Raw genomic sequence first — 24,547 nt, 5'->3', positions numbered from 1 at the left:
CCCGGCGCCGACCATGGAATACAGTCCGCCGCCCCTGTTCAAGCAAGGACCGTCCGCTCTCGCACGACTCGTGTTTTTCGTCGTGCTGGCGCTCGCCCTGCTGATCTCCGACGCTCGCTTCAAAACGCTCGAAATCGTGCGTGGCGTGCTCGGCGCGGGTCTTTATCCGTTGCAACGCGCGGCACTCGTGCCTCGCGATATGTTCGTGGGCGCCGCCGACCTGGCCGTGACCAGCGCCACGCTGCGCAGCGAAAACGACAAGCTGCGCACCAAAGACCTGCAGCTTTCGCAGCAAGCCAATACGGCAGCCGGGCTGGCCGCCGAAAACGCCCATTTGCGCGCGCTGCTGCAACTGTCGCAGCGCTCCACCACCGAATCTCTGCCCGCCGAGATCCAGTACGACACACGCGATCCTTTCACGCAGAAGGTGGTGATCGGCCGCGGTGCGCAGCAAGGCATCCAGAATGGTTCGCCGGTCGTCAACGAAGACGGCGTGATCGGTCAGGTGACGCGCGTCTTCCCGCTGCAAGCGGAAGTGACCCTGCTCACGGACAAGGACCAGGCGGTGCCCGTGCAGATCGTGCGCACCGGCTTGCGCAGTGTGATTTACGGCACGCCGAAGGGCGACACGCTCGATCTGCGCTTCGTGCCGATCAGCGCCGACATCCAGTCCGGCGACGAACTCGTCACGAGCGGACTCGACGGCGTCTATCCGCCGGGGTTGCCGGTCGCCAAGGTGGTGCGGGTCGACAAACAGGCCGATACGGCGTTCGCGCGCGTGATCTGCCTGCCGATCGCACCGGTGCGCGGCGCCCGTCAGTTGCTGGTGCTGCACTACGTGAACAATGTTCCGCCGCGTCCCGCCGAAGTACCCGACGCAGCCACGGCCGCGAAGGAGGCGAAAGCGAAGAAGGGCGCCAAGCCGGCAGACGGTAAAGCGGCGACGGACAAATCGCCGGCAAAGGTGGGTGAAAAATCCGCGGGTGAAAAACCCGCGGCCGAGAAGCCCGCAGCGGCCAAGCCCGCCGAAAAGGCGCCCGCCAAACCGGCAGCCGCGGACAAGAAGTCCGCCACCGAAAAGAAACCGGCCGCTGAGAAGAACGCGAAGCCGCAAGCCACGCCGGGGGCACAGCCATGAACCGTCCGCAATACATTCTGCAGCCGGTCAACCCGTACTTCATCTCGTTCAGTCTCGCTGCCGCGTTCCTGCTGAATCTGATGCCGTGGGGGCGCCTTATCGGCGTGCCGGACTTCGTCGCGCTCGTGCTGCTGTTCTGGAACGTCCACCAGCCGCGCAAAGTCGGCATGGGTATCGCGTTTTCGCTCGGTTTGCTGATGGACGTGCACAACGCCAGCCTGCTCGGCGAGCACGCGCTGGCGTACACGCTGTTGTCGTACGGCGCGATCACCATCCACCGCCGCGTGCTGTGGATGTCGCTCGGCGTGCAGACCTTCGCGGTCATGCCGCTGCTGGTGGTCGCGCAACTGGTGCCGTTCGTGATCCGTCTGCTGACGGGCGCGGCGTTTCCGGGTTGGGGTTATCTGATCGACGGTTTCGTCGAAGCCGCGCTGTGGCCGGTCACCAGCGTGCTGCTGCTGATGCCGCAGCGCCGCCCGGCCGACCCGGACGATACCCGGCCAATTTGATCACGCATCGGGCCCGCCGGCCGTTCTGATGGAACCCGCTTTGCCGGCCCGCTCGACGCGCATCGCTGTTCATGCCTTCCGGTTCCGGCCGGAAAAGGCGCACACTCATGATGGCCGTCAACCGGCCTTTTGCAGAATCGCATGACCGAATTCAAGGACACTCAGCAACAGCTCTCGAAGTTCCGCCTGCGCGTCGCGGCGGCGGGTCTGTTCGTGTTCGTGTGCTTCGGGCTGATCGGTTTCCGCTTCCTGTTTCTGCAGGTCTGGCACTACAGCAAATATTCGCTGCAGGCCGATGAAAACCGCATTTCCGTCGCGCCGATCGTGCCGAACCGCGGCATCATCACCGATCGCAACGGCGTCGTGCTGGCGAAGAACTACTCCGCCTACACGCTCGAAATTACGCCCTCGAAGCTGAACGACTCGCTCGAAAACGTGATCGACAACCTGGCCACGGTCGTTTCGATCGACGCGCGCGACCGCCGCCGCTTCAAGAAGCTGCAGGAAGACTCGAAGAACTTCGAGAGCCTGCCGATCCGCACGCGCCTGACCGACGACGAAGTCGCGCGTTTCACCGCGCAGCGCTTCCGTTTTCCCGGCGTGGAAGTGCGCGCGCGCCTGTTCCGCCAATATCCGCTCGGGCCGACGGCGGCGCACGTGATCGGCTACATCGGCCGGATTTCGCAGCGCGATCAGGACCGTATCGACGACGCCAGCGACCAGAACGACAGCGATCCGGACCACTACGATCCGCGGCTCGACGCGAACAACTACAAGGGCACCGACTACATCGGCAAGATCGGCGTCGAGCAGAGCTACGAAACCGAACTGCATGGCCAGACCGGTTTCGAGGAAGTGGAAGTGACGGCCGGCGGCCGCCCCGTGCGCACCTTGTCGCGTACGCAGGCAACGCCTGGCAACAACCTCGTGCTGTCTTTGGATATCGGCTTGCAGCAGGTCGCCGAGCAGGCGTTCGCCGGCCGCCGCGGTGCGCTGGTCGCGATCGAACCATCCACGGGCGACGTGCTTGCGTTCGTGTCCGCGCCGAGTTTCGATCCGAATTCGTTCGTCGACGGTATCGATCAGCAGACGTGGGACGATCTCAACAATTCGCCCGACCACCCGCTGCTCAATCGGCCGCTGCACGGCACTTATCCGCCGGGTTCGACCTACAAGCCGTTCATGGCGCTCGCCGCGCTCACACTGCATAAGCGCACGCCGGGCTGGGGCTTTCAGGATCCGGGCTCGTATACCTTCGGCGGCCACACGTTCCGCAACGACGTGCGTTCGGGCCAAGGCTGGGTCGACATGAACCGCGCGATCGTGGTGTCGAACGACACGTATTTCTACATGCTCGCGCACGATCTCGGCGTCAACAATATCGCCAACTTCATGAAGCCGTGGGGCTTCGGCCAGATCACCGGTATCGACATCTCGGGCGAGGCGCGCGGCATCCTGCCGTCCACCGAATGGAAGCGCAAGGCATACCGCAAGCCCGAACAGCAGCGCTGGTATGAGGGCGAAACGATCAGTCTCGGCATCGGCCAGGGCTACAACTCGTTCACGATTCTCCAGCTCGCTCACGCTACGGCCACGCTCGCGAACAACGGCGTCGTGATGAAGCCGCACCTCGTGCGCGACATCGAAAATCCGATCACGAAAGACACTCGCGCGGTCGTGCGCGATCCGAGCGACAAGATCGCGGTCAAGCAATCGGATATCGACATCATCAAGCGCGCGATGGAAGGCGTCGTGACCAATGGGACGGCGTCGAAACTGTTCATCGGCGCCCAGTACCTGGCGGCCGGCAAGACGGGGACGGCGCAGGTCTACTCGCTGCAAGGCGCGAACTACAAAGGCCACGCAATCGCCGAACATCTGCGCGACCACGCACTTTTCATCGCCTTCGCACCCGCCGAGCAGCCGAAGATCGCGCTCGCGCTGATCGTCGAAAACGGCGGCTGGGGTGCGGAATCGGCGGGGCCGATCGCGCGGAAGGTGCTCGACTACTACCTCGTCGGCAAGAACAAGCCGGGCGCTCAGGCGGCGGCCATCGAGGCGGCGGCGTCGGCGACCCAGGATGCGTCCGCGCCTGAAGTCGGCGATGCGCCGTCGCCACAGGATGCGGCGCAGCCGGTCAAGGTCGCGGCGGGCTTCACTGCTCTGCCGATTCCCGGTGCGGCTTCGGCGGCAGCGGCGGCCTCCGCTGCGGCGGCTGCGAAGGCGGCATCTGCGGCGGCCGCGGCTTCCGTGCCGGCGGCTGCATCGGCACCGGTGGCCACCTCGACTTCCGCGACTTCTGCCGCAAAGAATTCAGCGTCGCGTAAATCCGGCGTCCCGCATAAACCCCGCCCGGCTAGCGAGCCGGTGCCGACCGCCGCGGCACCGTCGCGCGAAGACGGCACTCAGGGCACGTCGCCACGCCAGCCGGTTTCCGGCGGCATCGACGAGTAAGGAGAAAGGCATGCAATTCGACAAGCGCGCCTGGCTCGACCGCATCAAGCGGATGTTCGCGGGCTTCGACCGCCCGCTCGCACTGATCGTGTTTCTGCTGCTGTGCGTCGGCATCGTCACGCTGTACAGCGCGAGTCTGGACGTCCCCGGCCGCGTGGAAGACCAGTTGCGCAACATCATGCTCACGTTCGTGCTGATGTGGGCGCTCGCCAATGTTCCACCCACCACGCTGATGCGCTTCGCGGTCCCGCTCTACACGTTCGGGATCGCGTTACTGGTCGCGGTGGCGCTATTCGGCCTCACGCGCAAGGGCGCTAAGCGCTGGATCAATGTCGGGGTGGTGATCCAGCCGTCGGAAATCCTGAAGATCGCCACGCCGCTCATGCTCGCGTGGTACTACCAGCGCCGCGAAGGCGTGATGCGCTGGTACGACTATCTGGTCGGCCTGCTGATTCTCGCGGTGCCGGTCGGCCTGATCGCCAAGCAGCCCGACCTCGGTACGGCCGTGCTGGTGTTCGCGGCCGGCTTCTTCGTGATTTACTTTGCGGGCCTGAGTTTCAAGCTGATCGTGCCGGTGCTGATTGCAGGCGTCATAGCGGTCGCTTCGATCGCCGCCTTTCAGGACAAGATATGTCAGCCCGAAGTGCAATGGCCGCTGATGCACGATTATCAGAAACACCGTATCTGCACGCTGCTCGACCCGACCTCCGATCCGCTCGGCAAGGGCTTCCACACGATCCAGGCGGTCATCGCGATCGGCTCCGGTGGTCCGCTTGGCAAAGGCTGGCTGAAGGGCACGCAGGCGCATCTGGAGTTCATCCCCGAGAAGCACACCGACTTCATTTTCGCGGTGTTCTCCGAAGAGTTCGGGCTGGCGGGCGGCGTCGTGCTGCTCACGCTATACATGCTGTTGATCGCGCGCGGGCTGTATATCGCGGCCAATGGTGCGACGCTGTTCGGACGCTTGCTGGCCGGCTCGCTGACCATGGCGTTCTTCACCTACGCATTCGTCAATATCGGCATGGTGAGCGGCATCTTGCCGGTGGTCGGCGTGCCGTTGCCGTTCATGAGCTACGGCGGCACCGCACTGACCACGCTGGGTGTGGCCATCGGGCTCATCATGAGCGTCGCGCGGCAAAAGCGGTTGATGCAGAGTTAGCGCGGCGAGGCTGTCGGCGAACAAGGCTGCAAAGAAGGCAGCGAACAAGGCCGCAGAACAAAGGCTGCAAATCGAAGAAGGGGCGCACCATCATCACGGAGCGCCCCTTCTTTATTTATTGCGGCTTCACTTCCTTCTGATCCCGCAACTGCGCGCTGAGTTGCTGATACTTGAGCCGCGCCGCCGGATCGCCCTGCGCCGCTGCGGCAGCGTAATAAGCGCGCGCCACGTTGAGATTCCTGTCTACACCGTCGCCGCCGCGCTCGTAAAACGAGCCCGCCACGTACTGCGCGGTCATGTCGCCGCCTTCCGCCGCCTTCTTGTACCAGAAGAACGCCTGCTTGTTGTCGCGCTCGGTGCCGCGTCCGTCGAGGAACTGATTGGCGAGCGCCAACTCCGCCTGCACGTGCCCTTGCTGCGCCGCCTTCAGGAACCAGCGGTGCGCTTCGACCGGATCGCGCCCGACGAACTCGCCATCGTCGTACATCTTGCCGTACACGTATTGCGCGTGCGACATGTTGGCGTCGGCGGCCTTGCGCAGCCATTTCTTGCCTTCATCCACATTGGCCGGGCCGCCTTCGCCGTTGAGCAGCATCATTGCGTAGTTGAACTCGGCGAGCCGGCTGCCGCGCTCCGCGGCCTTGCGGAACTCGGCCAGCGCCGCGCCGAGATTGCCGGCGTTGTAGTCGGCGACCGCGGTTTGCGTCTGCGGATCGTTCGACTTCGCCACGCGGTCCTGCGCATACGCCGCCACATTCGCCATCAACGCCGCCGTGACCGCCAGACGCACCACGACGCACTGCACCATCCCTTTCATGACCTCACCTCCTGCAACGCCTGGCGAGTCGCGCGCAACATCCACATGACGTCCGCGGCCAGAGCGATAAAACGAAATCCGGCGTCGCGATGCTGTTTGGCGCTCGCGACATCCATGGCAAAAATACCGGCGGCAATGCCCGCCTTGTCCGCCGCGCTGACGATGCGCGCCATCGCGGCCTGCACGTCGGCATGCTTCGAATCGCCGAGATGACCGAGGCTCGCGGCAAGGTCGGCCGGCCCGACGAACAGGCAATCGACACCCGGCGTCGCCGCGATCTTTTCCACCTCCTGCAAGCCGCGCGCCGACTCGATCTGCACGATGGTCGCGATCTGCGCGTTGGCCGTCTGCACGTAGTCGCGCCGCATGCCGTAGGCCGCGGCCCGCACCACGCCGGCGACACCGCGCTCACCGTCGAGCGCTCCGGCGCTCGGATATTGCGTGAGACGCACGGCGCGCGCCGCCTCTTCCGCGGACTCGATATTCGGGAACATCAGCGTACGCGCGCCGGCATCCAGCACGCGCTTGACGAGCCACGCCTCGCTAGCCGGCACGCGCACCACCGGCTCGGTCGGCAGATGCGCGGCGGCGATCGCGCGCAATTGCGATGCGACGTCGCCGCTATCGTTCGGCGCGTGCTCCATGTCGATCAGCAGCCAGTCGTAGCCGGCGTGCGCGAGCGCTTCGGCCGCAGCGTCGCTGCCGAGCGAAAGCCACAGGCCGAACAGCGGATCGGGTTCCTTGAGGCGTGACTTGAGGGGATTGGTCAGGCTGCTCATCGCCGCGCTCCGTGGCGGCGATGAAATGCATCGCCTGAACCGCAGTGCGCACTACCGGCGCGATGGGCTGGGAAAAGACAAAGAGGTTGGCTCTGGCCGAGGCGGCCCGGATGCCTGCTGCGACGCAATGCGGTGACCGGCATGTCTCGCTCCGTGTGGTTATCGGAGCGATCATACCGTGACAATAACGCGAGGGTTGGACGGTCCCCAAGGGGACTTTTCGCGAGCCGCGCGGCGGCGTTCGATTTAGTCGCGGACCACGTCGGCCCAGCAATTCGGCGTCTCGTACAGACGCAGCTTGTGCAAACGCAGATTCACGCCGTAGTGCGCGTCGTAGACGTTCGCGAGAATCTCGAACGCCACGGCGGCAAGGTTTTCGACCGTGGGAATGCGATCGAGCACGACCGTCTTGTGGCCGGCCATCGTTTCCAGGAAACCACGCACCTGCGCGTCGCCTTCATAGACGAGAAACGCGTGGTCCCACTTGTCGACCAGATGCTCGACTGCGAGCGACTTCACGTCGGCGAAGTCCATCACCATGCCGCGATCGGGCGCGCCTTCGGTGTCGACCAGATCGCCTTGCAGCGTGATTTCGAGCACGTAGCGATGACCGTGCAGATTACGGCACTGGCTGCGGTGATCAGGAATGCGGTGACCCGCGTCGAATTCGAGTTTTCGTGTAATCGTCAGCACGGCAAATCAGGGAATGTTCAGATACTTGTGGGTCTGCATCGACAGGCGCCATTGCGGATGGCGTTTGCACCAGTCGATCGCGAGCTTGGTGTTGATGTCGCGCGACGGACCGTCCATGGGCTGGACGAGGAAATACTCGAAGTCGAGCTTCGCATACTCGGACAAGCGCTGGTTGTCCTGCGGGATCACGACCTTCAGTTCGTTGCCTTTCGTCACGACGAGCGGCGCGTCGGCCTTCGGGCTCACGCAGATCCAGTCGATCGTCTCGAGCACCGGCAGCGAGCCGTTGGTTTCGATCGCGATTTCAAAGCCGGCGGCATGCAGCGCGTCGACCAGCGGCTGATCGATCTGCAGCATCGGTTCGCCGCCCGTGCACACGACGAAACGCTCGCCCTCGCCTTGCGGCCATTGCGACGCGATCATCTGCACCAGATCTTCCGCCGTGCGGTACTTGCCACCGTTCTCACCGTCCGTGCCGACGAAATCGGTATCGCAGAATTGGCACACCGCTTCGGCACGATCTTCTTCGCGGCCCGACCACAGGTTGCAGCCGGCGAACCGGCAGAAGACAGCCGGACGCCCGGCATTCGCGCCCTCGCCCTGCAACGTGTAGAAGATTTCCTTGACCGCGTAAGTCATGCTGCTGTGTGCCCTATGTTCCTGAAAATGATTGCCTGAGGTGCGCTGTCCTGCCGAGCGTTATCAGACCGGCGCCTCGGTGACCTTCTCACCCGACAGATAGGCTTCGTAGCCACGCTTGCGCAAGCGGCACGCCGGGCATTCGCCACAACCGAAGCCCCACGCATGCAATTCGGCGCGTTCGCCGACGTAGCACGTATGCGTCTCGACGCGCACCAGTTCGACGAGTTCGTCGCCGCCGAGTTCGTGCGCGAGGCGCCACGTGTCGGCCTTGTCGAGCCACATCAACGGTGTTTCGAGCAGCGTGCGCGTGTCCATGCCGAGGTTCAGCGCGACCTGCAACGCCTTCATCGTGTCGTCGCGGCAATCGGGATAGCCCGAGAAATCCGTCTCGCACATGCCGCCCACCAGTACCTGCAAGCCACGCCGATAGGCAATCGCCGCAGCGATGGTCATGAACATCAGATTGCGGCCCGGCACGAACGTGTTCGGTAAACCGTTCGCCGTGGCTTCGATCTCAATCTCGCGCGTCATGGCGGTGTCACTGATCGCGCCGAGCACCGACAGGTCGATCATATGATCGTCGCCGAGGCGCTCGGCCCATTGCGGAAATGCACGCGCGACAGCGTTGCGAAACCCCTCGCGGCATTCCAGTTCGACGCGGTGCCGCTGACCGTAATCGAAGCCCAGTGTCTCGACCGTTTCATAACGTTCGAGCGCCCAGGCGAGGCACGTGGCGGAATCCTGGCCGCCGGAAAACAGCACCAGAGCGCTACGTTTAGCGTCGTTGCGGATCACCGTGAAACTCCGTGAATGAAGAGTGCCACGTCGCGCTGCGCGAGGTGCGCCATGCAAGCAACGCGGCGCGACGCGTGCCGGCACTGCTGCCGGCCCAAAGCAGTATAGGCCGCGCCTTCCGCATGCAGAGTCGCTGGGCGCTTATACCGTTAATCGTCGGGCGAAGGGTTCGGTGCAGGTGGCGGCGTTGCCGCGCAGCACGCAGGCGCTGCACTCACTGTGCAAGTCCTTGAACTGGCGCGATTTTATCATGCAGCGCCGAACACCGCCGAGTGCGTGCTGCCATGCGGCGCGCGCAAGCCAAAGCAATGGACACGCGTGATGTCCTTCAAGCCCGTCACACATTAGGGGCGCAAAAAGGAAAAGCCCCAGGAATCTTGCGATTTCCTGGGGCTGAATCCTGGTGGCCTGGGACGGAATCGAACCATCGACACGCGGATTTTCAATCCGCTGCTCTACCAACTGAGCTACCGGGCCAACGAAGAACGAAATAATATCAAAGGGTCAGCAGCAGGGCAAGCCCCTTCTAGAAAAAATCTGTGAAAGTGCGATCTGCGCGCGGAGCACCGGCTCACTTGCGCTCGTCACCAAGCTCACTCCCCCTTGTTTTTACCGAGATCGACACCGAGTTGCTTGAGCTTGCGATACAAGTGCGTGCGCTCCAGGCCGGTCTTCTCCGCCACGCGCGTCATGCTGCCGTTCTCACGCGCGAGGTGATATTCGAAGTACGCGCGCTCGAAGGCGTCGCGTGCGTCGCGCAGCGGAATATCGAATGAAATCGACGCCGTTTGCGCCGCCAGCGCTCCGCTGCCGAGGCCGTCGGTGGAAAGCATCGGCAATGCCGCTGCCGAAGCCACTGCCGATGCACTCACCGGCAACACCGGCTTGGCCGCCGCGCCGCCCGGCGCACTCGCCGCGTTACCACGCGCGAGGCCCTGCTCGACAGCCTTCAGCAGCTTTTGCAAAGCAATCGGCTTCTCGAGGAAATTGAGTGCGCCGATCTTGGTTGCCTCAACGGCCGTATCGATCGTGGCGTGGCCGGACATCATGATCACCGGCATGGTCAGTTGCCCTTGCGCAGCCCATTCCTTGAGCAAGGTCACGCCGTCGGTGTCGGGCATCCAGATGTCGAGCAGCACCAGGTCGGGTGCCTGGCGCAAACGGAATTCGCGCGCTTCCTGCGCGTTTTCCGCGGCCTCCACGACATGCCCTTCGTCGCTCAGGATCTCCGAGAGCAATTCCCGGATGCCCATTTCATCATCTACCACCAGGATGGTTGCCATTTACGCTGCCCTTGTCTGCACTGTTGCTTTTGTCTTTCCATGCGACGCACTGCCGTGCGCCGGACGCGGCCCTGTTCCAGGTGTCGCGGCATCGTCTGCCAGTTGAAGGAAGAGGATCGAAATCTGCGCGCCCTCGATCACGTCGCCCGCTTTCATGCGATTGCGGATGTCGATGCGCGCGCCGTGTTCGTCGACGATCTTCTTGACCATCGCAAGACCCAGGCCCGTACCTTTGGCCTTGGTCGTCACGTAAGGTTCGAATGCACGTGTGAGGATACGCGCGGGGAAGCCCGGTCCGTTGTCCGACACGGTCAGACGCACCGCGACGTGGACTTTGCCTTCCGCGTCGGGGTCTCCGTATTCTACTGTCCTCGTCTCGAGCAATACACGCGGATGCTCGAGGTCCGCCACCGCATCCTGCGCGTTCTGCAGCAGGTTGTGAATCACCTGACGCAATTGCGTCGCGTCGCCACGAATCGCCGGCAGGGTGGCGAGCTCGACCTGAATCGCGCCTTTGCCCTCTTCGATACCGTACAGCGTGAGCACTTCGCTGACCAGATCATTCAGTTGCAAATGCGCGAGCACCGCCGGCGGCGTGCGCGCGTAGTCGCGGAAATTGTCGACCATCTGCTTCATGGCGGCGACCTGGTTGACGATCGTGGTCGCGCCGCGCTTCAGCACATCTGCGTCGGATGGCGACAGCTTGTCGGCGAGTTTCATCTGCAAACGCTCGGCGGAAAGCTGGATCGGCGTGAGCGGATTCTTGATCTCGTGCGCGAGCCGCCGCGCAACCTCGCCCCATGCGATCGAACGCTGCGCGGAGATCACGTCCGAGATATCGTCGAATACGACGACATAGCCGGAGGTCTGCATGTCTTCCGCGTCGCGGTCCGTCGCCGAGACGAGCCGCGCGCCGCGCACGAGCAAGGTAAGCGGCTCGGTTTCGCCGGGCACCTGCACCGAAAACTGCTGCTGCCAGTGGCCGCGATCGTCGTGACCGTCGCCGCTCGCTGCTTCGCGATCGGCAAACGCCTTGCGAACCATGCCGCCGAATTCGCTCAGCACGCCGATCTGATCCAGCGCCGAACCCATCAATGCCTGGAACGGTTGACGGAAAATCCGCTCGGCGCCGCGATTCGCCGTGGTCAGCCTGAACTGCCGGTCGAACACGAACACGCCCGCGGTCAGGTTGGCGAGAATGCTTTCCAGATACGCCTTCGAATGTTCGAGCGCAATGCGGTTGTTCTCGACCGCCGCGCGCGCTTCGGACAACTGGCGCGTCATGGCGTTGAACGACTGCGTGAGAAAGCCCAGTTCGTCGCGCGATTTGATTTCCCGCTTCGGCGTGTAATCGCCTTCCGTGATTTCCTTGGTGCCCTGCGCCAGCAGGAACAGCGGCCGCGCAAGCTGATTGCCGAGCGCGAGCGCGAGCATCATCGCGATGAAGGTGGCGAGAAAGAGCGCGAGCGTGAGCGTGCCGATATACATCTTGCGCAGACCCGTGCGCCCAAGCGCCTTCTCCTGATACTCGCGATAGGCGCGCTGCACCGCGTCGGCGTTGCGCGCGAGCGTGGGCGACACCGGCTGCGTGAGTTGCAGGAAGCGTTCGGTGGGTTGCAGCAACGAGGCGTTCGAGTCGGGAATGCGCTGCACCACGCGCAGCCGTAGCACGCCTTTGCTGCCATGCGCATGAGGATCGCCGTCCACTTCGCCTTCGATCGCCGCGTAGCCGCGGCCGCGCGCCTGATCGATCATCAGCGGCGTGGGCAGATCGTTCGGCACGAGCGTCGCGTAGTTGCCGGATGCCTGCGCGACCACGTGCATATCGGGCGTCGCACCGGACATGCTGCGCGTGGGTTCGACGATCGTCGCATCCTGCACGCCGAACTGATCGCGCAGACGCAGCAGCGTGAGCGTGGTGCCGGCGGCGTCCGCGCTCGCCAGCTGCTCCGACATCAACCGGCCCTTGGTCTGCAGATCGGACAGCGACGCGTCGAGCATGCCGCGCCCGAGATTCAGCCCGGACGTGAGCGCGGTTTCGACGTTCACATCGAACCACGACTCGATACTGCGCGACACGAACTGATACGACACGACGTAGATGATCCCGCCCGGCACCACGCCGACCAGCGCCATGAAGAACGCCAGTTTCGCCAATAGCCTTGTGCCGAACTTACCCTTTCGCAGCCGCGCGATGATGATGATGACGAGCGTCGCCACCACCAGCAAAAAGATCATCGCGACCGCGAGGTTGGCGGCGTAAAGCCACTGGTAATAGCGGTCGAAGAATTCGGTGTTCGCGCTGGCGGCCGCCAGCAGGACGAGCAGCAACACGGCCGTGACCGCGACCGTCGACACCAGCACGCGCACGACGATGCTGCTGACACTGGTGGCGGAGCGCACTTTATTTAGCACGTTCGGTCACCGTGAAGGTAAAACGCTTCCATTCGGACGCGAGGTTCCAGTCGCGGTTGTTCACCGCGTCGATCTGGAACGGCTTGGGCATCAGCGCGATGTCGAGTTGCATGCGCACCGATGCGTTATACGTCTCGCCGGCGCGCACTTCATTGCGCTCGATGACGTGCCACGAGGTGACGTGCTTGATGACCGCGAGCGCATCCTTGAGCGTGGTGAAGCCGAGCTGCAAACCGCCGGAGGAGACGCTCGACACGCGGTATTCGCGCGTGAGCGGCTGGAACGACAGGCGAATGCTTTGCGACACGCTGACCGGCTGCTCGTCGAACCAGTACCAGCGCGGCCGGCTCAATTCGAAATCGGTCGTGAAATAGAGCGGGATGCCTTTATTGACCGCGTCTTCGAGGTTGCTGTTCAGGTCGAAGTCGAAACGGGCGTCGAGGTTCCAGCCGGTGTTGTCGGCTTGCAGCGACGCACGCTGCACCGCGATCGAGTCAGCGTGCGCCGCGCCCGGCGCCGCGAGCCATAGGGCCAGCGCGATCCAGAGCACGGCTGCGAGCCGAAGCGGGAAGAAGCGTTTGATGGTCACCGTTTCTGGAAGCGCGCGTAGAAAAATCCGTCGTGGTCTGAGTTCGCGCCGGCGCTGTCTTCAGCGGGTTGTCCGGCATGGGAACCGGCCGATGTGTCGGCGGGCGCGCGAGCGACTGAAGGCAACAGTTGCCCCGGCGCGTCCAATCGTACCGCATCCTGATACTTGTTTCCAAACCACTGCGCCTGCAACTCGCCTTCTTCCGGAAAGATCGAACACGTAACGTAGAGCAACTCGCCGCCTGGTTTCACGAGCGGCCAAAGGGCATCGAGAATGCGGCGCTGCTCGGCGACGAGCGCGGGAATGTCGGACGCGCGGCGCAGCCAGCGAATGTCCGGATGACGCCGCACGATACCCGACGCCGAGCACGGCACGTCCGCGAGAATGCGGTCGAACGGCTGGTCGATGTCGTCGTGCCACTTCGCGGGCGCGCCGGCGTCGCCGATCCGCACTTCCGCTTCGAGCTTCAGACGCTGCAAATTTTCGCCGATGCGGCGCGCGCGCGACGCGTCGCTTTCGAGCGCGACGAGCTGAAGATTGGCGAGTTCGAGCAGATGTCCGGTCTTGCCGCCGGGAGCCGCGCAGGCGTCGAGCACGCGCATGCCGTCACGCGCGCCGAGCAGTTGCGCGGCGAGTTGCGCGCCGGCGTCCTGCACCGAGACCACACCGTCGTTAAAACCGGGAATGCGATCCACCGGCATCGCCGTGGCGAGTTTGACCGCATAGTCTCCCGCCTTGCTCGCGCCAATGTGATGGGTTTGCAGCACTTGCAGGTAGGCGTCGACCGTTGAACGACGCGCGTTCACACGCAGCGTCAGCGGGCCTTGCGTGTTGCCGGCGGCCAGCACCGACTGCCATGCGTCGGGCCATGCGCGCTTCACCGCATCGATCCACCAGGCCGGGTAATTCCAGCGCGCCACTTCCTCGGCTTGCGCGGCGCTCAACAGCGCTTCGCGCTCGCGCAGGAAATTTCGCAGCACGGCGTTGACAAGCCCCTTGGCAAAAGCGAACTCACGACGCGCGCCGATCGCGCTCACCGCCTGATCGACCACCGTGAACGGCGTATAGGCAGCGCTCGCTTCGTCGTCGACGAGCAAGGCCAGCGCGCACTCGAGCACATGGCCGACGTGCGGCGGCGGCGCCTTTTTCACCAGCTTCGCGATCAGCCACTCGACGGTCGCGAGACGCCGCATGGTGCGGTACGCGATGTCCTGCACCGCGCCGCGCGCGGCGGCGGTGCTGCCCTCAGGCGCGGACACGAAGACCGACTGCAGCGCGGCCGGCAACGCTGAGCCGAGACGCACGGCGCCGACGGCCTGGCCCGCGCAGTCGAGCGCGAAACCGAGCGATTCGGGCGCGAGATGCAGCATCGACAATCGGGATTCGCGCGGACGCGCCGGTGAGGAAGCAGTACGCGAAGAAGGCTTTGTGGTCATGAAGAAGGCTAAGGCGGGCCGCGCGGAACGCGCGACGCAATCAACACACATTGTAGCGTGGCGCGAAGCGCGGGCCGCCGCGGCCGGCCGATAGTGGATGGAGTGGGGGTTTGCACATGCACGGCGTGCTGGAATAGAGGGGCCTGCGGCGCGGGGTCTGCGGTGAGGTGACGTGACGTGACGTGACGTGACGTGAGGTGAGGTGAGGTGCGGTGCGGTGAGGTGAGGTGAAGAGGCGTGCGGACCGTCTACGGCCGCGAAGGCGATTGATGGGCGCTTCATCGACCAGCGGCCACAGGCTGCCCCTGCTCCGCAAACCTGCCATTGGAACAAAAAAGGCGAGCCCGCAGACTCGCCTTTCTTCATTGCGCCCAAGCGCCGCGCGGCGTTATTCGAAGCGCCCCGTGCGCGCCATTTCCATCAACCGCGCGACGCGCTCCTCGGTAGCCGGGTGCGTGGAAAACAGATTCGCGATACCGCCGCCCGACAACGGATTCATGATCATCATTTGCGCGGTGGCCGGATGCTGCTCGGCGGTGGGAAACGGAATTCCGCTCGCGTAACGATGGATCTTGTCGAGCGCCGAAGCGAGCGCTTGCGGGTCGCCGGAAATCTGCGCCCCGCCACGGTCGGCTTCGAACTCACGTGCCCGCGAAATCGCCATTTGAATCAGCGCGCCGGCGATCGGCGCGAGCAGCGCGACGGCAATGCCCGCGATCGGATTCGTGGGCCGGCCGTTTTCGTCGCGGCTGCCGAAGAACATCGCGAAGTTCGCCAGCGCGGAAATGGCGCCGGCCATGGTGGCCGAGATGGTCGAAATCAGAATGTCGCGATGCTTCACGTGCGCGAGCTCGTGCGCCATGACGCCGCGCATTTCACGCTCGGAAAGCACGCGCAGAATGCCCGTGGTGGCAGCAACCGCCGCGTGCTCCGGATTGCGGCCGGTGGCAAACGCGTTCGGCGCGTCTTCATTGATCAGGTAGACGCGCGGCATGGGCAGGCCTGCACGCGTCGAAAGCTCGCGCACCATGCGATAGAACTGCGGCGCACTGGTTTCGTCGACTTCCTGCGCGTTGTACATGCGCAGCACCATCTTGTCCGAGAACCAGTACGAGAAGAAATTCATCCCAAGGGCGATCACGAGCGCGATCGTCATGCCGCGCGACCCGCCGATCATCCCGCCGATCACGATGAAAAGGGCCGTGATCGCGGCCATCAACATCGCGGTTTTGACCCAATTGAACATGTCTGCAACTCCTTGCCCCTGACGCGGGGTTCATATCTGCACCGCGAGAATCGCGGCGCCTGATTGTAAGCGAATTGTTAGATATGGGCGCACAAGGAAAATTCAATCATCTTGATGCGGTGGCGAGTTTGATACCCAAACCAACAAAAGCGCTGCCGACGCCCCGATCCAGCCACTGCTTCACCAACGGCTGCCCGGAGAAACGCCGCGTCACGCTGCCCGCGACCCACGCGACAAAGCTGTTCCAGACCATGCTCATCACGACGAACACCGCGCCCAGCGTGAGGAAGGCGAGCGCTTTGTGGTCGCTGCCGGCCGTCACGAATTGCGGGAAGAACGATACGAAGAACAGCACCACCTTGGGGTTCAGCACGTTGGTCCAGAAGCCTTGCAGGAAAAGCTGCCGCAGCGACTTGGGCGCACCGGCCGCGCGCGCTTCGCCCGCTGCCTGGTCGGCGGCCGGTTTGGCGAATATGAGGCGCACGCCAAGATAAATCAGATAAATAGCGCCGACAAACTTGATGACGGTAAATGCGGTGGCCGACGCGGCCAGCACTGCGGTCAAACCGAACGCGCAGGCCAGCGAGTGAACGCAGCAACCTGCCGAGATGCCGAGCGCCGACATGAGCCCCGCGCCGCGGCCTTGGGCGACGCTGCGCCCAACGATATACGCCGTGTCGGGACCGGGCGTCACGTTCAGGAGAAAGACCGCAACAACGAAAAACTCGAAATGGGTGATGCCAAACATGGGAATCCTTGAAATCCAGGCTATTGCATGGAGGATTCTAACGCGCGGCAGGATCGTCTAGCGGGGTCTTGAACATCGGCCGAACGGACGATGTTCAGGTCATGCGCAACGGTGTTAGTTTGCTTCGGGAAGTTGAAAGCGTTGTCCCACAGCCAGCGTCGAGCCGGCCAGGAATTCGCGCACCGGCAGGCGTTTGCCGCCGGGTTTTTGCAGTTGCGTGAGGCGCAACGCGCCTTCGCCACACGCTACAACCACGCCTTCGGCAGAGATGTCGGTGATCGTGCCGGGTGCGCCGTTGGTTTTCGCATCAATGGGAACCGCGGCCCAGATCTTGATCGACGTGCCGTCTTCCAGCGTGCCGACGCCGCCGGGGAACGGGTCGAACGCCCGCACCTGGCGCGCGAGCACGGCCGCCGGGCGGCGCCAGTCGAGCGCGGCTTCGTGCTTGCCGATCTTTTCCGCATAGGTGACGCCGTCCGCCGGTTGCGGCGTCGAGGCCAGCTTGCCGGTCCGCTCCAGTTCGACCAGCGCCTCGACGATCAGCTTCGCGCCGTCTTGCGCGAGCCGGTCGTGCAATGTGGCCGTGGTGTCGTCGCCGGAAATTGCCGTGCGCGCTTCGGAGATCATCGCGCCGGTGTCGAGGCCAACGTCCATCTGCATCAGCGTGATGCCGGTTTCGGCGTCGCCCGCTTCGATCGCGCGATGAATCGGCGCCGCGCCGCGCCAGCGCGGCAACAACGAGGCGTGAATGTTGATGCAGCCGAGCGGCGGGATATCGAGCACTTCCTGCGGCAGGATAAGCCCATACGCGGCCACCACCATGACATCGTGCGGCGTGGCGCGCAGTTGCTCGATCGCGGCGGCGGCTTCAGTAGGATATTTGCCGGCGCGACGCAGCGACGGCGGCTGGGCAACGGCGAGCCCATGCTCCTGCGCATAGCGCTTGACCGGACTCGCCTGCAACTTCATGCCGCGGCCGGCGGGCCGGTCCGGCTGAGTCAGCACGAGCGGCACCATGAACCCGGCGCTGTGGATCGCGGCCAGCGCGGCCGCGGCGAACTCCGGCGTACCGGCAAAGATGACGCGCAACGAATGACTCATGAACGGGGGCGGTAGGCGAGGTGAACGCGCATTACATGGCGTGGGCGAGCTTCTTCATCTTGCTCTTGATGCGCGTCTGCTTCAGCGACGACAGATACTCGACGAACACGCGGCCCATCAGATGATCCATTTCGTGCTGGATGCACACCGCGAGCAGGCCTTCGCAGTCCATTTCGAAAGTTTCGCCCTTCTCGTTGAGCGCCCGGACGCGCACTTTCTCCGCGCGCTCGACATTGTCGTAAATGCCCGGCACCGAGAGACAACCCTCTTCCGAGAGCTTCTTTTCGTCGCTCGACCAGACGATTTCAGGATTGATGAAGGCGAGCAGTTCGTTGTGGTCGTCCGATACGTCGATCACGATCACGCGTTCATGCACGTCCACCTGGGTTGCAGCGAGGCCGACGCCGGGCGCCGCGTACATGGTCTCGGCCATGTCCTTGACGAGGCGGCGGATGCGGTCGTTGACCGCTTCGACCGGCTTGGCAATCTTGTGCAGCCGCTTGTCCGGGTAATTGAGGATGTTCAGTAAAGCCATGATTTCGAGTGTGATTTTCAGGCGCCGCTGACCGGTGGAAGGCTCGCGTTGGCCATTCGGCCAGGTTGTGGGCTTGTCGCGTTACGCAGAGGATAGATGGTGTCGAACCGGTTCGATTCAACGCGCCACATGCGCTAAACGACGAGCCCGCGCGGGTGGGCGCGGCGCTGCGGTTATTTCGGATGATGAAAATTTTAGCATGGCGCCCGCCTGCCCGCTGGCCCAGCAAGAGGATCGACACGCAATGCACACCTTGCCTGCAACCGACACTGAACTCGCCGCGTGGCTGCGGCTTTCGCTCGCGCCGGGCCTGAAACCTGCGGCGCTACGCCTGCTGCTAAGCGCATTTGGCCTGCCTGAAGCGATTTTCGATCAAGCGCCCGAGGCGCTCGCCGCGATTGCCGGCGAGGCCGCGGCGCGCGCGGCGCTGGCCCCGACGGGCAGCGATTTCGACGCCCGGCTCGACGCGGTGATCGCGTGGCGTGAGCAACCCGGCAATCAGATCGTGACCCTCGACGACCCCGCTTACCCGCGGGCGCTGCTGACCATGCCCGATCCGCCGCCTCTTCTATATATAAAGGGTCGGCTGAATCTGTTGCACACGCGAGCAGTCGCCCTCGTGGGTAGCCGCAGCGCCACACCGCAAGGTGTCGAAGACGCCGAGCGTTTCGCACGGGAGCTTTCGGTAGCCGGCGTTACCGTCGTCTCGGGCCTCGCGCTCGGTATCGACGGCGCCGCGCATCGCGGTGGACTTGCAGGCGTCGGCGGCACCGTCGCCGTGATCGGCACGGGGGCGGATCTCGTGTACCCGGCGGCGCACCACGCACTGGCGCGGCAAATCGCCGTGCAGGGCGCGATCCTCTCCGAATGGCCGCTCGGCACGCCCGCGCGCGCCGCCAATTTTCCGCAGCGCAATCGGCTGATCGCGGGGCTCGTCAGCGGCGTGGTGATCGTCGAAGCGGCAATGCGTTCAGGTTCGCTGATCACTGCGCGGCTCGCCAATGAGATGGGCCGCGATATTTTCGCGCTGCCAGGCTCGATTCACGCGCCGCTGTCGCGCGGGTGTCATCGGATCATCAAGCAGGGCGCGAAGCTGGTGGAAACGCCGGATGAGGTGCTGGAGGAACTGGGCTTCGCGCGGCGGGCCGCCCCGCGGCCGCCTTCCAGCGCGGCGCATGCCGTTCTTTCGAGCGACGCTGGTGCGACGAATACGCGAGCGCTCAGCGGCGCGACAGTCAGCCGGCCGAGCTCGGCGCCGCGGCCGACTGCAGGAGCGTCCGCGGCCGACCCGGTAACAGCAGGCCACGCCGCATCGCCCCGCCCACCGTTCGATCCCGAAGCCGAACGCCTCCTCGCCGCACTCGGCCACTCACCCACCACGCTTGAAATTCTCGCTACCCGCACCGAGATGGAAGACGCGGCCCTGCAGAGCCACTTGCTGCAGCTCGAACTCGCTGGCCAGGTGACTGCACTGCCCGGCGGCCGCTTCATGCGGGCGAGCCACGGCTGACCCCGCATTGATCAGCTTCAACGACCATTCGGGATCGGCCATGCTACATTCGCGCCAAAGCACCTGACAAAAGTACGTAAGGAACCACCATGCCCGCGCTGAACCTCGACACCGACCAAGACCGGATCGCCGAGCGCGTCAACGAACCCGACACGCTGTTCGTTGCCTGCCTGTGCGCGGAATGGTGCGGAACCTGCCGCGAGTATCGGGACGCTTTCGACAAACTGGCGGACCGGCACCCGGAAATCTGCTTCGCATGGATCGACATCGAAACCCATGCGGACCGCTTCGACGATCTGGATGTGGAGAATTTTCCGACCATACTGATCGAAGATTCGGTTACGACGCGGTTTTTCGGCACGGTTCTGCCGCAGGCGGCGATTGTGGAACGGATGTTGTCTGATCTGACGGCGGTGCCCGGCGTCAGCGGCGCGCCCAAGCTTCGGCCGGCGCTGGCTGCAGCCTGACTCGGGCGGCCGGTTTGCGGGCCCACCAGCTCGGGCGTTGCGAGTGGTGCACAGGGCATTTGCCGCAACTTGCCCAATGGCTGAGCGCGCAATTATGATGGCGCGCTTTATGGCACTTGACACGCCGCCTTCGCGCCGTGTGCTATAAAGCGGTCGTTAATGGGTCGCAAAGGTCGCAAACGAGGGTCGCGCTAGCAAAAGCGCACTCACGGCCATCAACCCTGATCTACCAACCTCACATCGAGTCATGTCCAAAGCACTGATCATCGCCGAAAAGCCTTCCGTCGCGAACGACATCGCGCGCGCTTTGGGCGGCTTTACCAAGCATGACGAATACTACGAAAGCGACGAATACGTCCTTTCCTCGGCAGTCGGCCACCTGCTGGAAATTGCCGCGCCCGAAGACTATGAAGTCAAGCGCGGCAAGTGGAGTTTCGCCAACCTGCCCGTCATTCCGCCGCATTTCGATCTCAATCCGATCGCCAAGAGCGAGTCGCGCCTGAAGGTGCTGACCAAGCTGCTCAAGCGCAAGGATATCGACCGTCTGATCAACGCATGTGACGCGGGGCGCGAGGGCGAGCTGATTTTCCGTCTGATCGCGCAACACGCGAAGGCCAAGCAGCCGGTGCAGCGCCTGTGGCTGCAATCCATGACGGCGGGCTCGATCCGCGACGGCTTCGCCCGTCTGCGTAGCGACGAAGAGATGCAGCCGCTCGCCGATGCGGCGCGCTGCCGCTCGGAGGCGGACTGGCTGGTCGGCATCAACGGCACGCGGGCCATGACCGCGTTCAACAGCAAGGGCGGCGGCTTCTTCCTGACCACGGTCGGGCGGGTGCAAACGCCGACGCTGTCGATCGTGGTCGAGCGCGAAGAGAAAATTCGCCGCTTCGTCCCGCGCGACTATTGGGAAGTGAAGGCGGAATTCGTCTGCGCGGCCGGCTTCTACGAAGGCCGCTGGTTCGATCCGAAATTCAAGCGCGACGAGTTCGATCCGGAAAAACGCGATTCGCGTCTGTGGGCGCTGCCCGCGGCCGAAACGATCGTCGCCGCCTGCCGCGGCCAGATCGGCACGGTGACCGAGGAATCGAAGCCGTCCACGCAACTGTCGCCGGCGCTCTTCGACCTGACCAGCTTGCAGCGTGAAGCCAACGGCCGCTTCGGCTTCTCGGCGAAGAACACCTTGGGCCTCGCCCAGGCGCTGTACGAAAAGCACAAGGTGCTGACCTATCCCCGTACCGACGCGCGCGCGCTGCCGGAAGACTATATGGATACGGTCAAAGAGACGCTCGGCATGCTCAAGGAGAGCAACAACTATCTGCCTTTCGCCAAGCAGGTGCTCGACAAGGGCTGGGTGAAACCGAACAAGCGCATCTTCGACAATTCGAAGATCAGCGACCACTTCGCAATCATCCCGACGCTGCAAGCGCCTAAGAATCTGTCCGAGCCGGAACAGAAGCTCTACGACCTCGTCGTGAAGCGCTTCCTGTCGGTGTTCTTCCCGGCCGCCGAATACCGGGTGACGACGCGGATCACCGAAGTGGTCGGCCATCACTTCAAGACTGAAGGCAAGGTGCTGGTCGAACCGGGCTGGTTGCAGGTCTATGGCCGCGAAATCAGCGGCGAAGACGCGAACCTCGTACCTGTGCAGAAGGACGAGAAGGTCAAGACGGACAAGATCGCCGCCCAGCAGTTGGTGACGAAACCGCCCGCACGCTACAACGAAGCCACCCTGCTGTCGGCCATGGAAGGCGCGGGCAAGCTCGTCGAAGACGACGAGCTGCGCGAAGCCATGGCGGCCAAAGGTCTCGGCACACCGGCCACGCGTGCGGCGATCATTGAAGGTTTGCTGGGTGAAAAGTATCTGATTCGCGAAGGCCGCGATCTGATTCCGACCGCCAAGGCTTTCCAGCTCATGACGCTGTTGCGCGGCCTCGGCGTAAAGGAACTGACCGCGCCGGAACTGACTGGCGAGTGGGAATACAAGCTCTCGCAAATGGAGCGCGGCAACCTGCCGCGCGACGCGTTCATGCAGGAAATCGCCCGCATGACGCAGACCATCGTGAAGCGTGCGAAAGAGTACGATTCCGACACGATACCGGGCGATTACGCGACGTTGGAAACACCGTGTCCGAATTGCGGCGGCCAGGTGAAGGAAAACTACCGGCGCTTTGCCTGCTCGAAGTGCGAGTTTTCCATTTCGAAGATCCCGGGCGGACGTCAGTTCGAAATTCCGGAAGTCGAAGAGTTGCTGCGAAACAAGACGATCGGACCGCTGTCGGGTTTCCGCAGCAAGATGGGCCGGCCGTTCTCGGCGATCCTGAAGCTCTCGTTCGACGATGAGATCAAGAACTTCAAGCTCGAATTCGACTTCGGCCAGGATGCCGGCGGTGAAGACGGCGAACCGCCCGACTTCTCCGAGCAGCAGCCGGTCGGCGCGTGCCCGAAGTGCAAGGGCCGCGTGTTCGAGCACGGCATGAGCTACGTCTGCGAAAACTCGGTCGCCAATCCGAAGACTTGCGACTTCCGCTCCGGCAAGGTGATCCTGCAGCAGGAAATTGCCCGCGAACAGATGTCCAAGCTACTCGAAGAAGGCCGCACTGACCTGCTGACCAACTTCAAGTCGTCACGTACCGGCCGGAACTTCAAGGCATTCCTAGTCAAGCAGAACGACGGCAAGATCGGCTTCGAGTTCGAGAAGAAGGAGCCGTCGGCGAAAACTGCAGCGAAGACCGCGGCGGCCAAGTCGGCTGCCAAGGCAGCGGCGGATTCGGTGGATTCGGAGTCTGAGGACGGTGACGCTCCGGTCGCGGTCAAGGCCACGCCGGCAGCCAAAAAGGTGGCGGCTAAGAAGGCACCCGCAACCAAGACCGCAGCAGCCAAAAAGGCGCCCGCGAGGAAAACGGCGGCACGCAAAACCGGCTCGTAAGTGGACCGGCGGCCGGAGCGAGATTCATCTCCGGCCGGCTTCATTCGAGGCCACCATAAGAAAAGGCGCGATCACTTGTGTGATCGCGCCTTTTTTTGTTGCTTCTCCGGAAAACGCCCTGTGCGGGCGCCGCCGGCTTTATCGATTCACCACTGATTGACCACTTACAGCGGCGACAAGGCTGTGGGTCGAGTGCGGGTCGTTGTTTTTGCCAGCGACTTCGGCAGCGGCGATAACTCGCTGTCCAGCAGGCGCGAGAGCGGCTCAGCGCCGTCGAAGGCTTCCGGTGGCATCGGATCCGCGGAATCGGGCGCCGTCGTCATAGCAGTCCGGCCAAGGCCATCCTCCTTGATCCACTGTTCACCAAGCAGGCTGTTCGGCGTCTGGCTGAAATGCTCGACCAGATGGTCGATGAACGTGCGCACCTTGGCGGGCAAGTGGCGGCGGCTCGGATACGCAATGTTGATCTCGACCTGCGGCAGCCGGTAGTCGCCGAGCAGCCGCACGAGCCTGCCGCGCGTCATGTCGCGGCCGATCAGATAGCTCGGCAGGATGGCGATGCCCATACCGAGCAGCGCAAACTGACGCAGCATTTCGGTGTTGTTCGCCACGATCACGTTCGACGGACGCACGCGGACCTCGCCTTCCGGGCCGGTGAACACGCGCTCGTCGCCCCAATATTCGGAAGGCAGGCTCAGGCACGGATGCTCGAGCAGATGCTCCGGACGGGTGGGCATGCCGTGCTTCTCCAGATACGCCGGCGTAGCGCACACGGTCATGCAACCCGTGGTGAGACGCCGCGTGACGATACTTGCGCTGCGCATTTGCCGCGCGATCACCACGCCTACGTCGAAGCCTTCTTCCACCAGATCGACCTGACGGTCGACCAGCGTGACATCGGGGATAACTTTCGGATAGCGCTCCGCGTACGTCTGAAGCACGGGCGCGAGATTGTGCAACCCGAACACCACCGGCGCGACGATTCGCAACGTGCCGACGGGTTCGTGATTGCGCGCGACCACCATCTGCTCGACGTCTTCCAGTTCGTCGAGAATCTGGCGCGCACGCTCGAGATAAACCTGGCCTGATTCGGTCAGAGACAAGCTGCGGGTGGTGCGATTGAGCAGTCGCGTACCGAGACGGCCTTCGAGGTCGGCAACGTGACGGGTGGCAACTGCGTTGGAAATATCCATCGCGCTCGCAGCGCGGGCAAAACTGCCGAGATCCGCCACTTTGACGAAAACTCGCATCGACTGCAAATGATCCATAGGACAACTCCTGCCGTGTTACTGCTTCCTGACAATT

At 63.7% G+C, this 24,547-nt stretch carries 21 protein-coding genes and 1 tRNA gene; 7 read left to right on the top strand and 15 right to left on the bottom strand.

Features of this window, described 5'->3' with window-relative positions:
* Window positions 1-13: 13 nt before the first annotated feature.
* From mreC to rodA, 4 genes are all read left to right on the top strand, one after another.
* Window positions 14-1,138 carry a rod shape-determining protein MreC gene (gene mreC / locus P0D71_RS04505; RefSeq protein ID WP_408479350.1) on the top strand — a complete coding sequence of 375 codons (1,125 nt, stop codon included), beginning with the start codon at window positions 14-16 and terminating at the stop codon, window positions 1,136-1,138.
* On the top strand, window positions 1,135-1,647 hold the full coding sequence (mreD, locus tag P0D71_RS04500; protein WP_091797269.1) for a rod shape-determining protein MreD: 513 nt from the start codon (window positions 1,135-1,137) through the stop codon (window positions 1,645-1,647). The genes mreC and mreD overlap by 4 nt, the downstream gene beginning before the upstream one ends.
* Window positions 1,648-1,788: 141 nt before the next feature.
* Window positions 1,789-4,101 (top strand): penicillin-binding protein 2, encoded by a 2,313-nt coding sequence (gene mrdA, locus P0D71_RS04495; protein ID WP_408479349.1) that lies wholly within the window; start codon window positions 1,789-1,791, stop codon window positions 4,099-4,101.
* A gap of 10 nt (window positions 4,102-4,111) precedes the next feature.
* On the top strand, window positions 4,112-5,260 hold the full coding sequence (rodA, locus tag P0D71_RS04490) for a rod shape-determining protein RodA (protein WP_091797276.1): 1,149 nt from the start codon (window positions 4,112-4,114) through the stop codon (window positions 5,258-5,260).
* A gap of 115 nt (window positions 5,261-5,375) precedes the next feature.
* Here the strand turns inward: rodA and P0D71_RS04485 are convergent, their stop codons facing one another.
* The 14 genes from P0D71_RS04485 to def form a co-directional block, all read right to left on the bottom strand.
* The gene (locus P0D71_RS04485; protein WP_091797279.1) at window positions 5,376-6,077 is read right to left on the bottom strand and encodes a tetratricopeptide repeat protein; all 702 of its coding nucleotides are present in this window, start codon (window positions 6,075-6,077) and stop codon (window positions 5,376-5,378) included.
* Entirely contained in the window at window positions 6,074-6,856 is a 783-nt protein-coding gene (locus tag P0D71_RS04480) for an HpcH/HpaI aldolase family protein (RefSeq protein WP_408183995.1), read from the bottom strand. The genes P0D71_RS04485 and P0D71_RS04480 overlap by 4 nt, the downstream gene beginning before the upstream one ends.
* Before the next feature lie 246 nt (window positions 6,857-7,102).
* Window positions 7,103-7,546 (bottom strand): 6-carboxytetrahydropterin synthase QueD, encoded by a 444-nt coding sequence (gene queD, locus P0D71_RS04475; RefSeq protein WP_091800899.1) that lies wholly within the window; start codon window positions 7,544-7,546, stop codon window positions 7,103-7,105.
* 9 nt (window positions 7,547-7,555) lie between these two features.
* Window positions 7,556-8,188, bottom strand: a complete 633-nt coding sequence (gene queE, locus P0D71_RS04470; protein WP_091797286.1) for a 7-carboxy-7-deazaguanine synthase — start codon at window positions 8,186-8,188, stop codon at window positions 7,556-7,558.
* Window positions 8,189-8,251: 63 nt separating this feature from the next.
* Entirely contained in the window at window positions 8,252-8,986 is a 735-nt protein-coding gene (queC, locus tag P0D71_RS04465; protein WP_408479348.1) for a 7-cyano-7-deazaguanine synthase QueC, read from the bottom strand.
* Between the two features lie 401 nt (window positions 8,987-9,387).
* Window positions 9,388-9,463 (bottom strand) — tRNA-Phe (locus tag P0D71_RS04460).
* A gap of 116 nt (window positions 9,464-9,579) precedes the next feature.
* Window positions 9,580-10,269, bottom strand: a complete 690-nt coding sequence (gene esaR, locus P0D71_RS04455) for a response regulator transcription factor EsaR (protein WP_280996967.1) — start codon at window positions 10,267-10,269, stop codon at window positions 9,580-9,582.
* Window positions 10,270-12,684, bottom strand: a complete 2,415-nt coding sequence (locus P0D71_RS04450) for a sensor histidine kinase (RefSeq protein ID WP_408183998.1) — start codon at window positions 12,682-12,684, stop codon at window positions 10,270-10,272. It abuts the gene before it with no gap.
* On the bottom strand, window positions 12,674-13,273 hold the full coding sequence (locus P0D71_RS04445; RefSeq protein WP_091797298.1) for a DUF4390 domain-containing protein: 600 nt from the start codon (window positions 13,271-13,273) through the stop codon (window positions 12,674-12,676). Before P0D71_RS04445 ends, P0D71_RS04450 begins: the two co-directional genes overlap by 11 nt.
* Window positions 13,270-14,709, bottom strand: coding sequence for a 16S rRNA (cytosine(967)-C(5))-methyltransferase RsmB (rsmB, locus tag P0D71_RS04440; RefSeq protein ID WP_408479347.1), 1,440 nt, complete (start codon window positions 14,707-14,709; stop codon window positions 13,270-13,272). The genes P0D71_RS04445 and rsmB overlap by 4 nt, the downstream gene beginning before the upstream one ends.
* A gap of 388 nt (window positions 14,710-15,097) precedes the next feature.
* Window positions 15,098-15,955 carry a zinc metalloprotease HtpX gene (gene htpX / locus P0D71_RS04435; protein ID WP_091797303.1) on the bottom strand — a complete coding sequence of 286 codons (858 nt, stop codon included), beginning with the start codon at window positions 15,953-15,955 and terminating at the stop codon, window positions 15,098-15,100.
* Between the two features lie 106 nt (window positions 15,956-16,061).
* A complete protein-coding gene (locus P0D71_RS04430) occupies window positions 16,062-16,703 on the bottom strand; it encodes a LysE family translocator (protein ID WP_408479346.1) in 642 nt (213 codons plus the stop codon).
* 114 nt (window positions 16,704-16,817) lie between these two features.
* On the bottom strand, window positions 16,818-17,804 hold the full coding sequence (fmt, locus tag P0D71_RS04425) for a methionyl-tRNA formyltransferase (protein ID WP_408479345.1): 987 nt from the start codon (window positions 17,802-17,804) through the stop codon (window positions 16,818-16,820).
* Between the two features lie 31 nt (window positions 17,805-17,835).
* Window positions 17,836-18,339: a peptide deformylase gene (gene def / locus P0D71_RS04420; protein WP_408479344.1), complete on the bottom strand. Its 504-nt coding sequence runs from the start codon at window positions 18,337-18,339 to the stop codon at window positions 17,836-17,838.
* A gap of 244 nt (window positions 18,340-18,583) precedes the next feature.
* On the opposite strand from def, the gene dprA reads away from it, so the two are divergent.
* The 3 genes from dprA (at window position 18,584) to P0D71_RS04405 (ending at window position 23,242) form a co-directional block, all read left to right on the top strand.
* Window positions 18,584-19,849 (top strand): DNA-processing protein DprA, encoded by a 1,266-nt coding sequence (dprA, locus tag P0D71_RS04415; protein ID WP_408479343.1) that lies wholly within the window; start codon window positions 18,584-18,586, stop codon window positions 19,847-19,849.
* Window positions 19,850-19,938: 89 nt separating this feature from the next.
* Window positions 19,939-20,316 carry a thioredoxin family protein gene (locus P0D71_RS04410; RefSeq protein ID WP_091797318.1) on the top strand — a complete coding sequence of 126 codons (378 nt, stop codon included), beginning with the start codon at window positions 19,939-19,941 and terminating at the stop codon, window positions 20,314-20,316.
* A 247-nt stretch (window positions 20,317-20,563) separates the two neighbouring features.
* Entirely contained in the window at window positions 20,564-23,242 is a 2,679-nt protein-coding gene (locus P0D71_RS04405; RefSeq protein WP_408479342.1) for a DNA topoisomerase III, read from the top strand.
* 164 nt (window positions 23,243-23,406) lie between these two features.
* On the opposite strand, the gene gvmR is transcribed toward P0D71_RS04405, so the two are convergent.
* Window positions 23,407-24,510 (bottom strand): transcriptional regulator GvmR, encoded by a 1,104-nt coding sequence (gvmR, locus tag P0D71_RS04400; protein ID WP_408298359.1) that lies wholly within the window; start codon window positions 24,508-24,510, stop codon window positions 23,407-23,409.
* Between the last annotated feature and the right edge of the window lie 37 nt (window positions 24,511-24,547).

It is taken from the genome of Paraburkholderia sp. RL17-383-BIF-A, from assembly GCF_046028015.1.
In the GTDB taxonomy this organism is placed as follows: Bacteria; Pseudomonadota; Gammaproteobacteria; order Burkholderiales; family Burkholderiaceae; genus Paraburkholderia.
Note: the sequence above shows the minus strand (reverse complement) of the source record. Positions and strands in the feature narration are given on the sequence as shown.

What these genes read in the sequence shown, in the direction of transcription:
- gvmR (WP_408298359.1), bottom strand. Translation starts at nt 24,510, where the DNA reads ATGGATCATTTGCAGTCGATGCGAGTTTTCGTCAAAGTGGCGGATCTC.
- rodA (WP_091797276.1), top strand. Translation starts at nt 4,112, where the DNA reads ATGCAATTCGACAAGCGCGCCTGGCTCGACCGCATCAAGCGGATGTTC.
- P0D71_RS04405 (WP_408479342.1), top strand. Translation starts at nt 20,564, where the DNA reads ATGTCCAAAGCACTGATCATCGCCGAAAAGCCTTCCGTCGCGAACGAC.
- htpX (WP_091797303.1), bottom strand. Translation starts at nt 15,955, where the DNA reads ATGTTCAATTGGGTCAAAACCGCGATGTTGATGGCCGCGATCACGGCC.
- P0D71_RS04430 (WP_408479346.1), bottom strand. Translation starts at nt 16,703, where the DNA reads ATGTTTGGCATCACCCATTTCGAGTTTTTCGTTGTTGCGGTCTTTCTC.
- esaR (WP_280996967.1), bottom strand. Translation starts at nt 10,269, where the DNA reads ATGGCAACCATCCTGGTGGTAGATGATGAAATGGGCATCCGGGAATTG.
- dprA (WP_408479343.1), top strand. Translation starts at nt 18,584, where the DNA reads ATGCACACCTTGCCTGCAACCGACACTGAACTCGCCGCGTGGCTGCGG.
- fmt (WP_408479345.1), bottom strand. Translation starts at nt 17,804, where the DNA reads ATGAGTCATTCGTTGCGCGTCATCTTTGCCGGTACGCCGGAGTTCGCC.
- mrdA (WP_408479349.1), top strand. Translation starts at nt 1,789, where the DNA reads ATGACCGAATTCAAGGACACTCAGCAACAGCTCTCGAAGTTCCGCCTG.
- P0D71_RS04410 (WP_091797318.1), top strand. Translation starts at nt 19,939, where the DNA reads ATGCCCGCGCTGAACCTCGACACCGACCAAGACCGGATCGCCGAGCGC.
- P0D71_RS04480 (WP_408183995.1), bottom strand. Translation starts at nt 6,856, where the DNA reads ATGAGCAGCCTGACCAATCCCCTCAAGTCACGCCTCAAGGAACCCGAT.
- queE (WP_091797286.1), bottom strand. Translation starts at nt 8,188, where the DNA reads ATGACTTACGCGGTCAAGGAAATCTTCTACACGTTGCAGGGCGAGGGC.
- def (WP_408479344.1), bottom strand. Translation starts at nt 18,339, where the DNA reads ATGGCTTTACTGAACATCCTCAATTACCCGGACAAGCGGCTGCACAAG.
- P0D71_RS04485 (WP_091797279.1), bottom strand. Translation starts at nt 6,077, where the DNA reads ATGAAAGGGATGGTGCAGTGCGTCGTGGTGCGTCTGGCGGTCACGGCG.
- rsmB (WP_408479347.1), bottom strand. Translation starts at nt 14,709, where the DNA reads ATGACCACAAAGCCTTCTTCGCGTACTGCTTCCTCACCGGCGCGTCCG.
- mreD (WP_091797269.1), top strand. Translation starts at nt 1,135, where the DNA reads ATGAACCGTCCGCAATACATTCTGCAGCCGGTCAACCCGTACTTCATC.
- mreC (WP_408479350.1), top strand. Translation starts at nt 14, where the DNA reads ATGGAATACAGTCCGCCGCCCCTGTTCAAGCAAGGACCGTCCGCTCTC.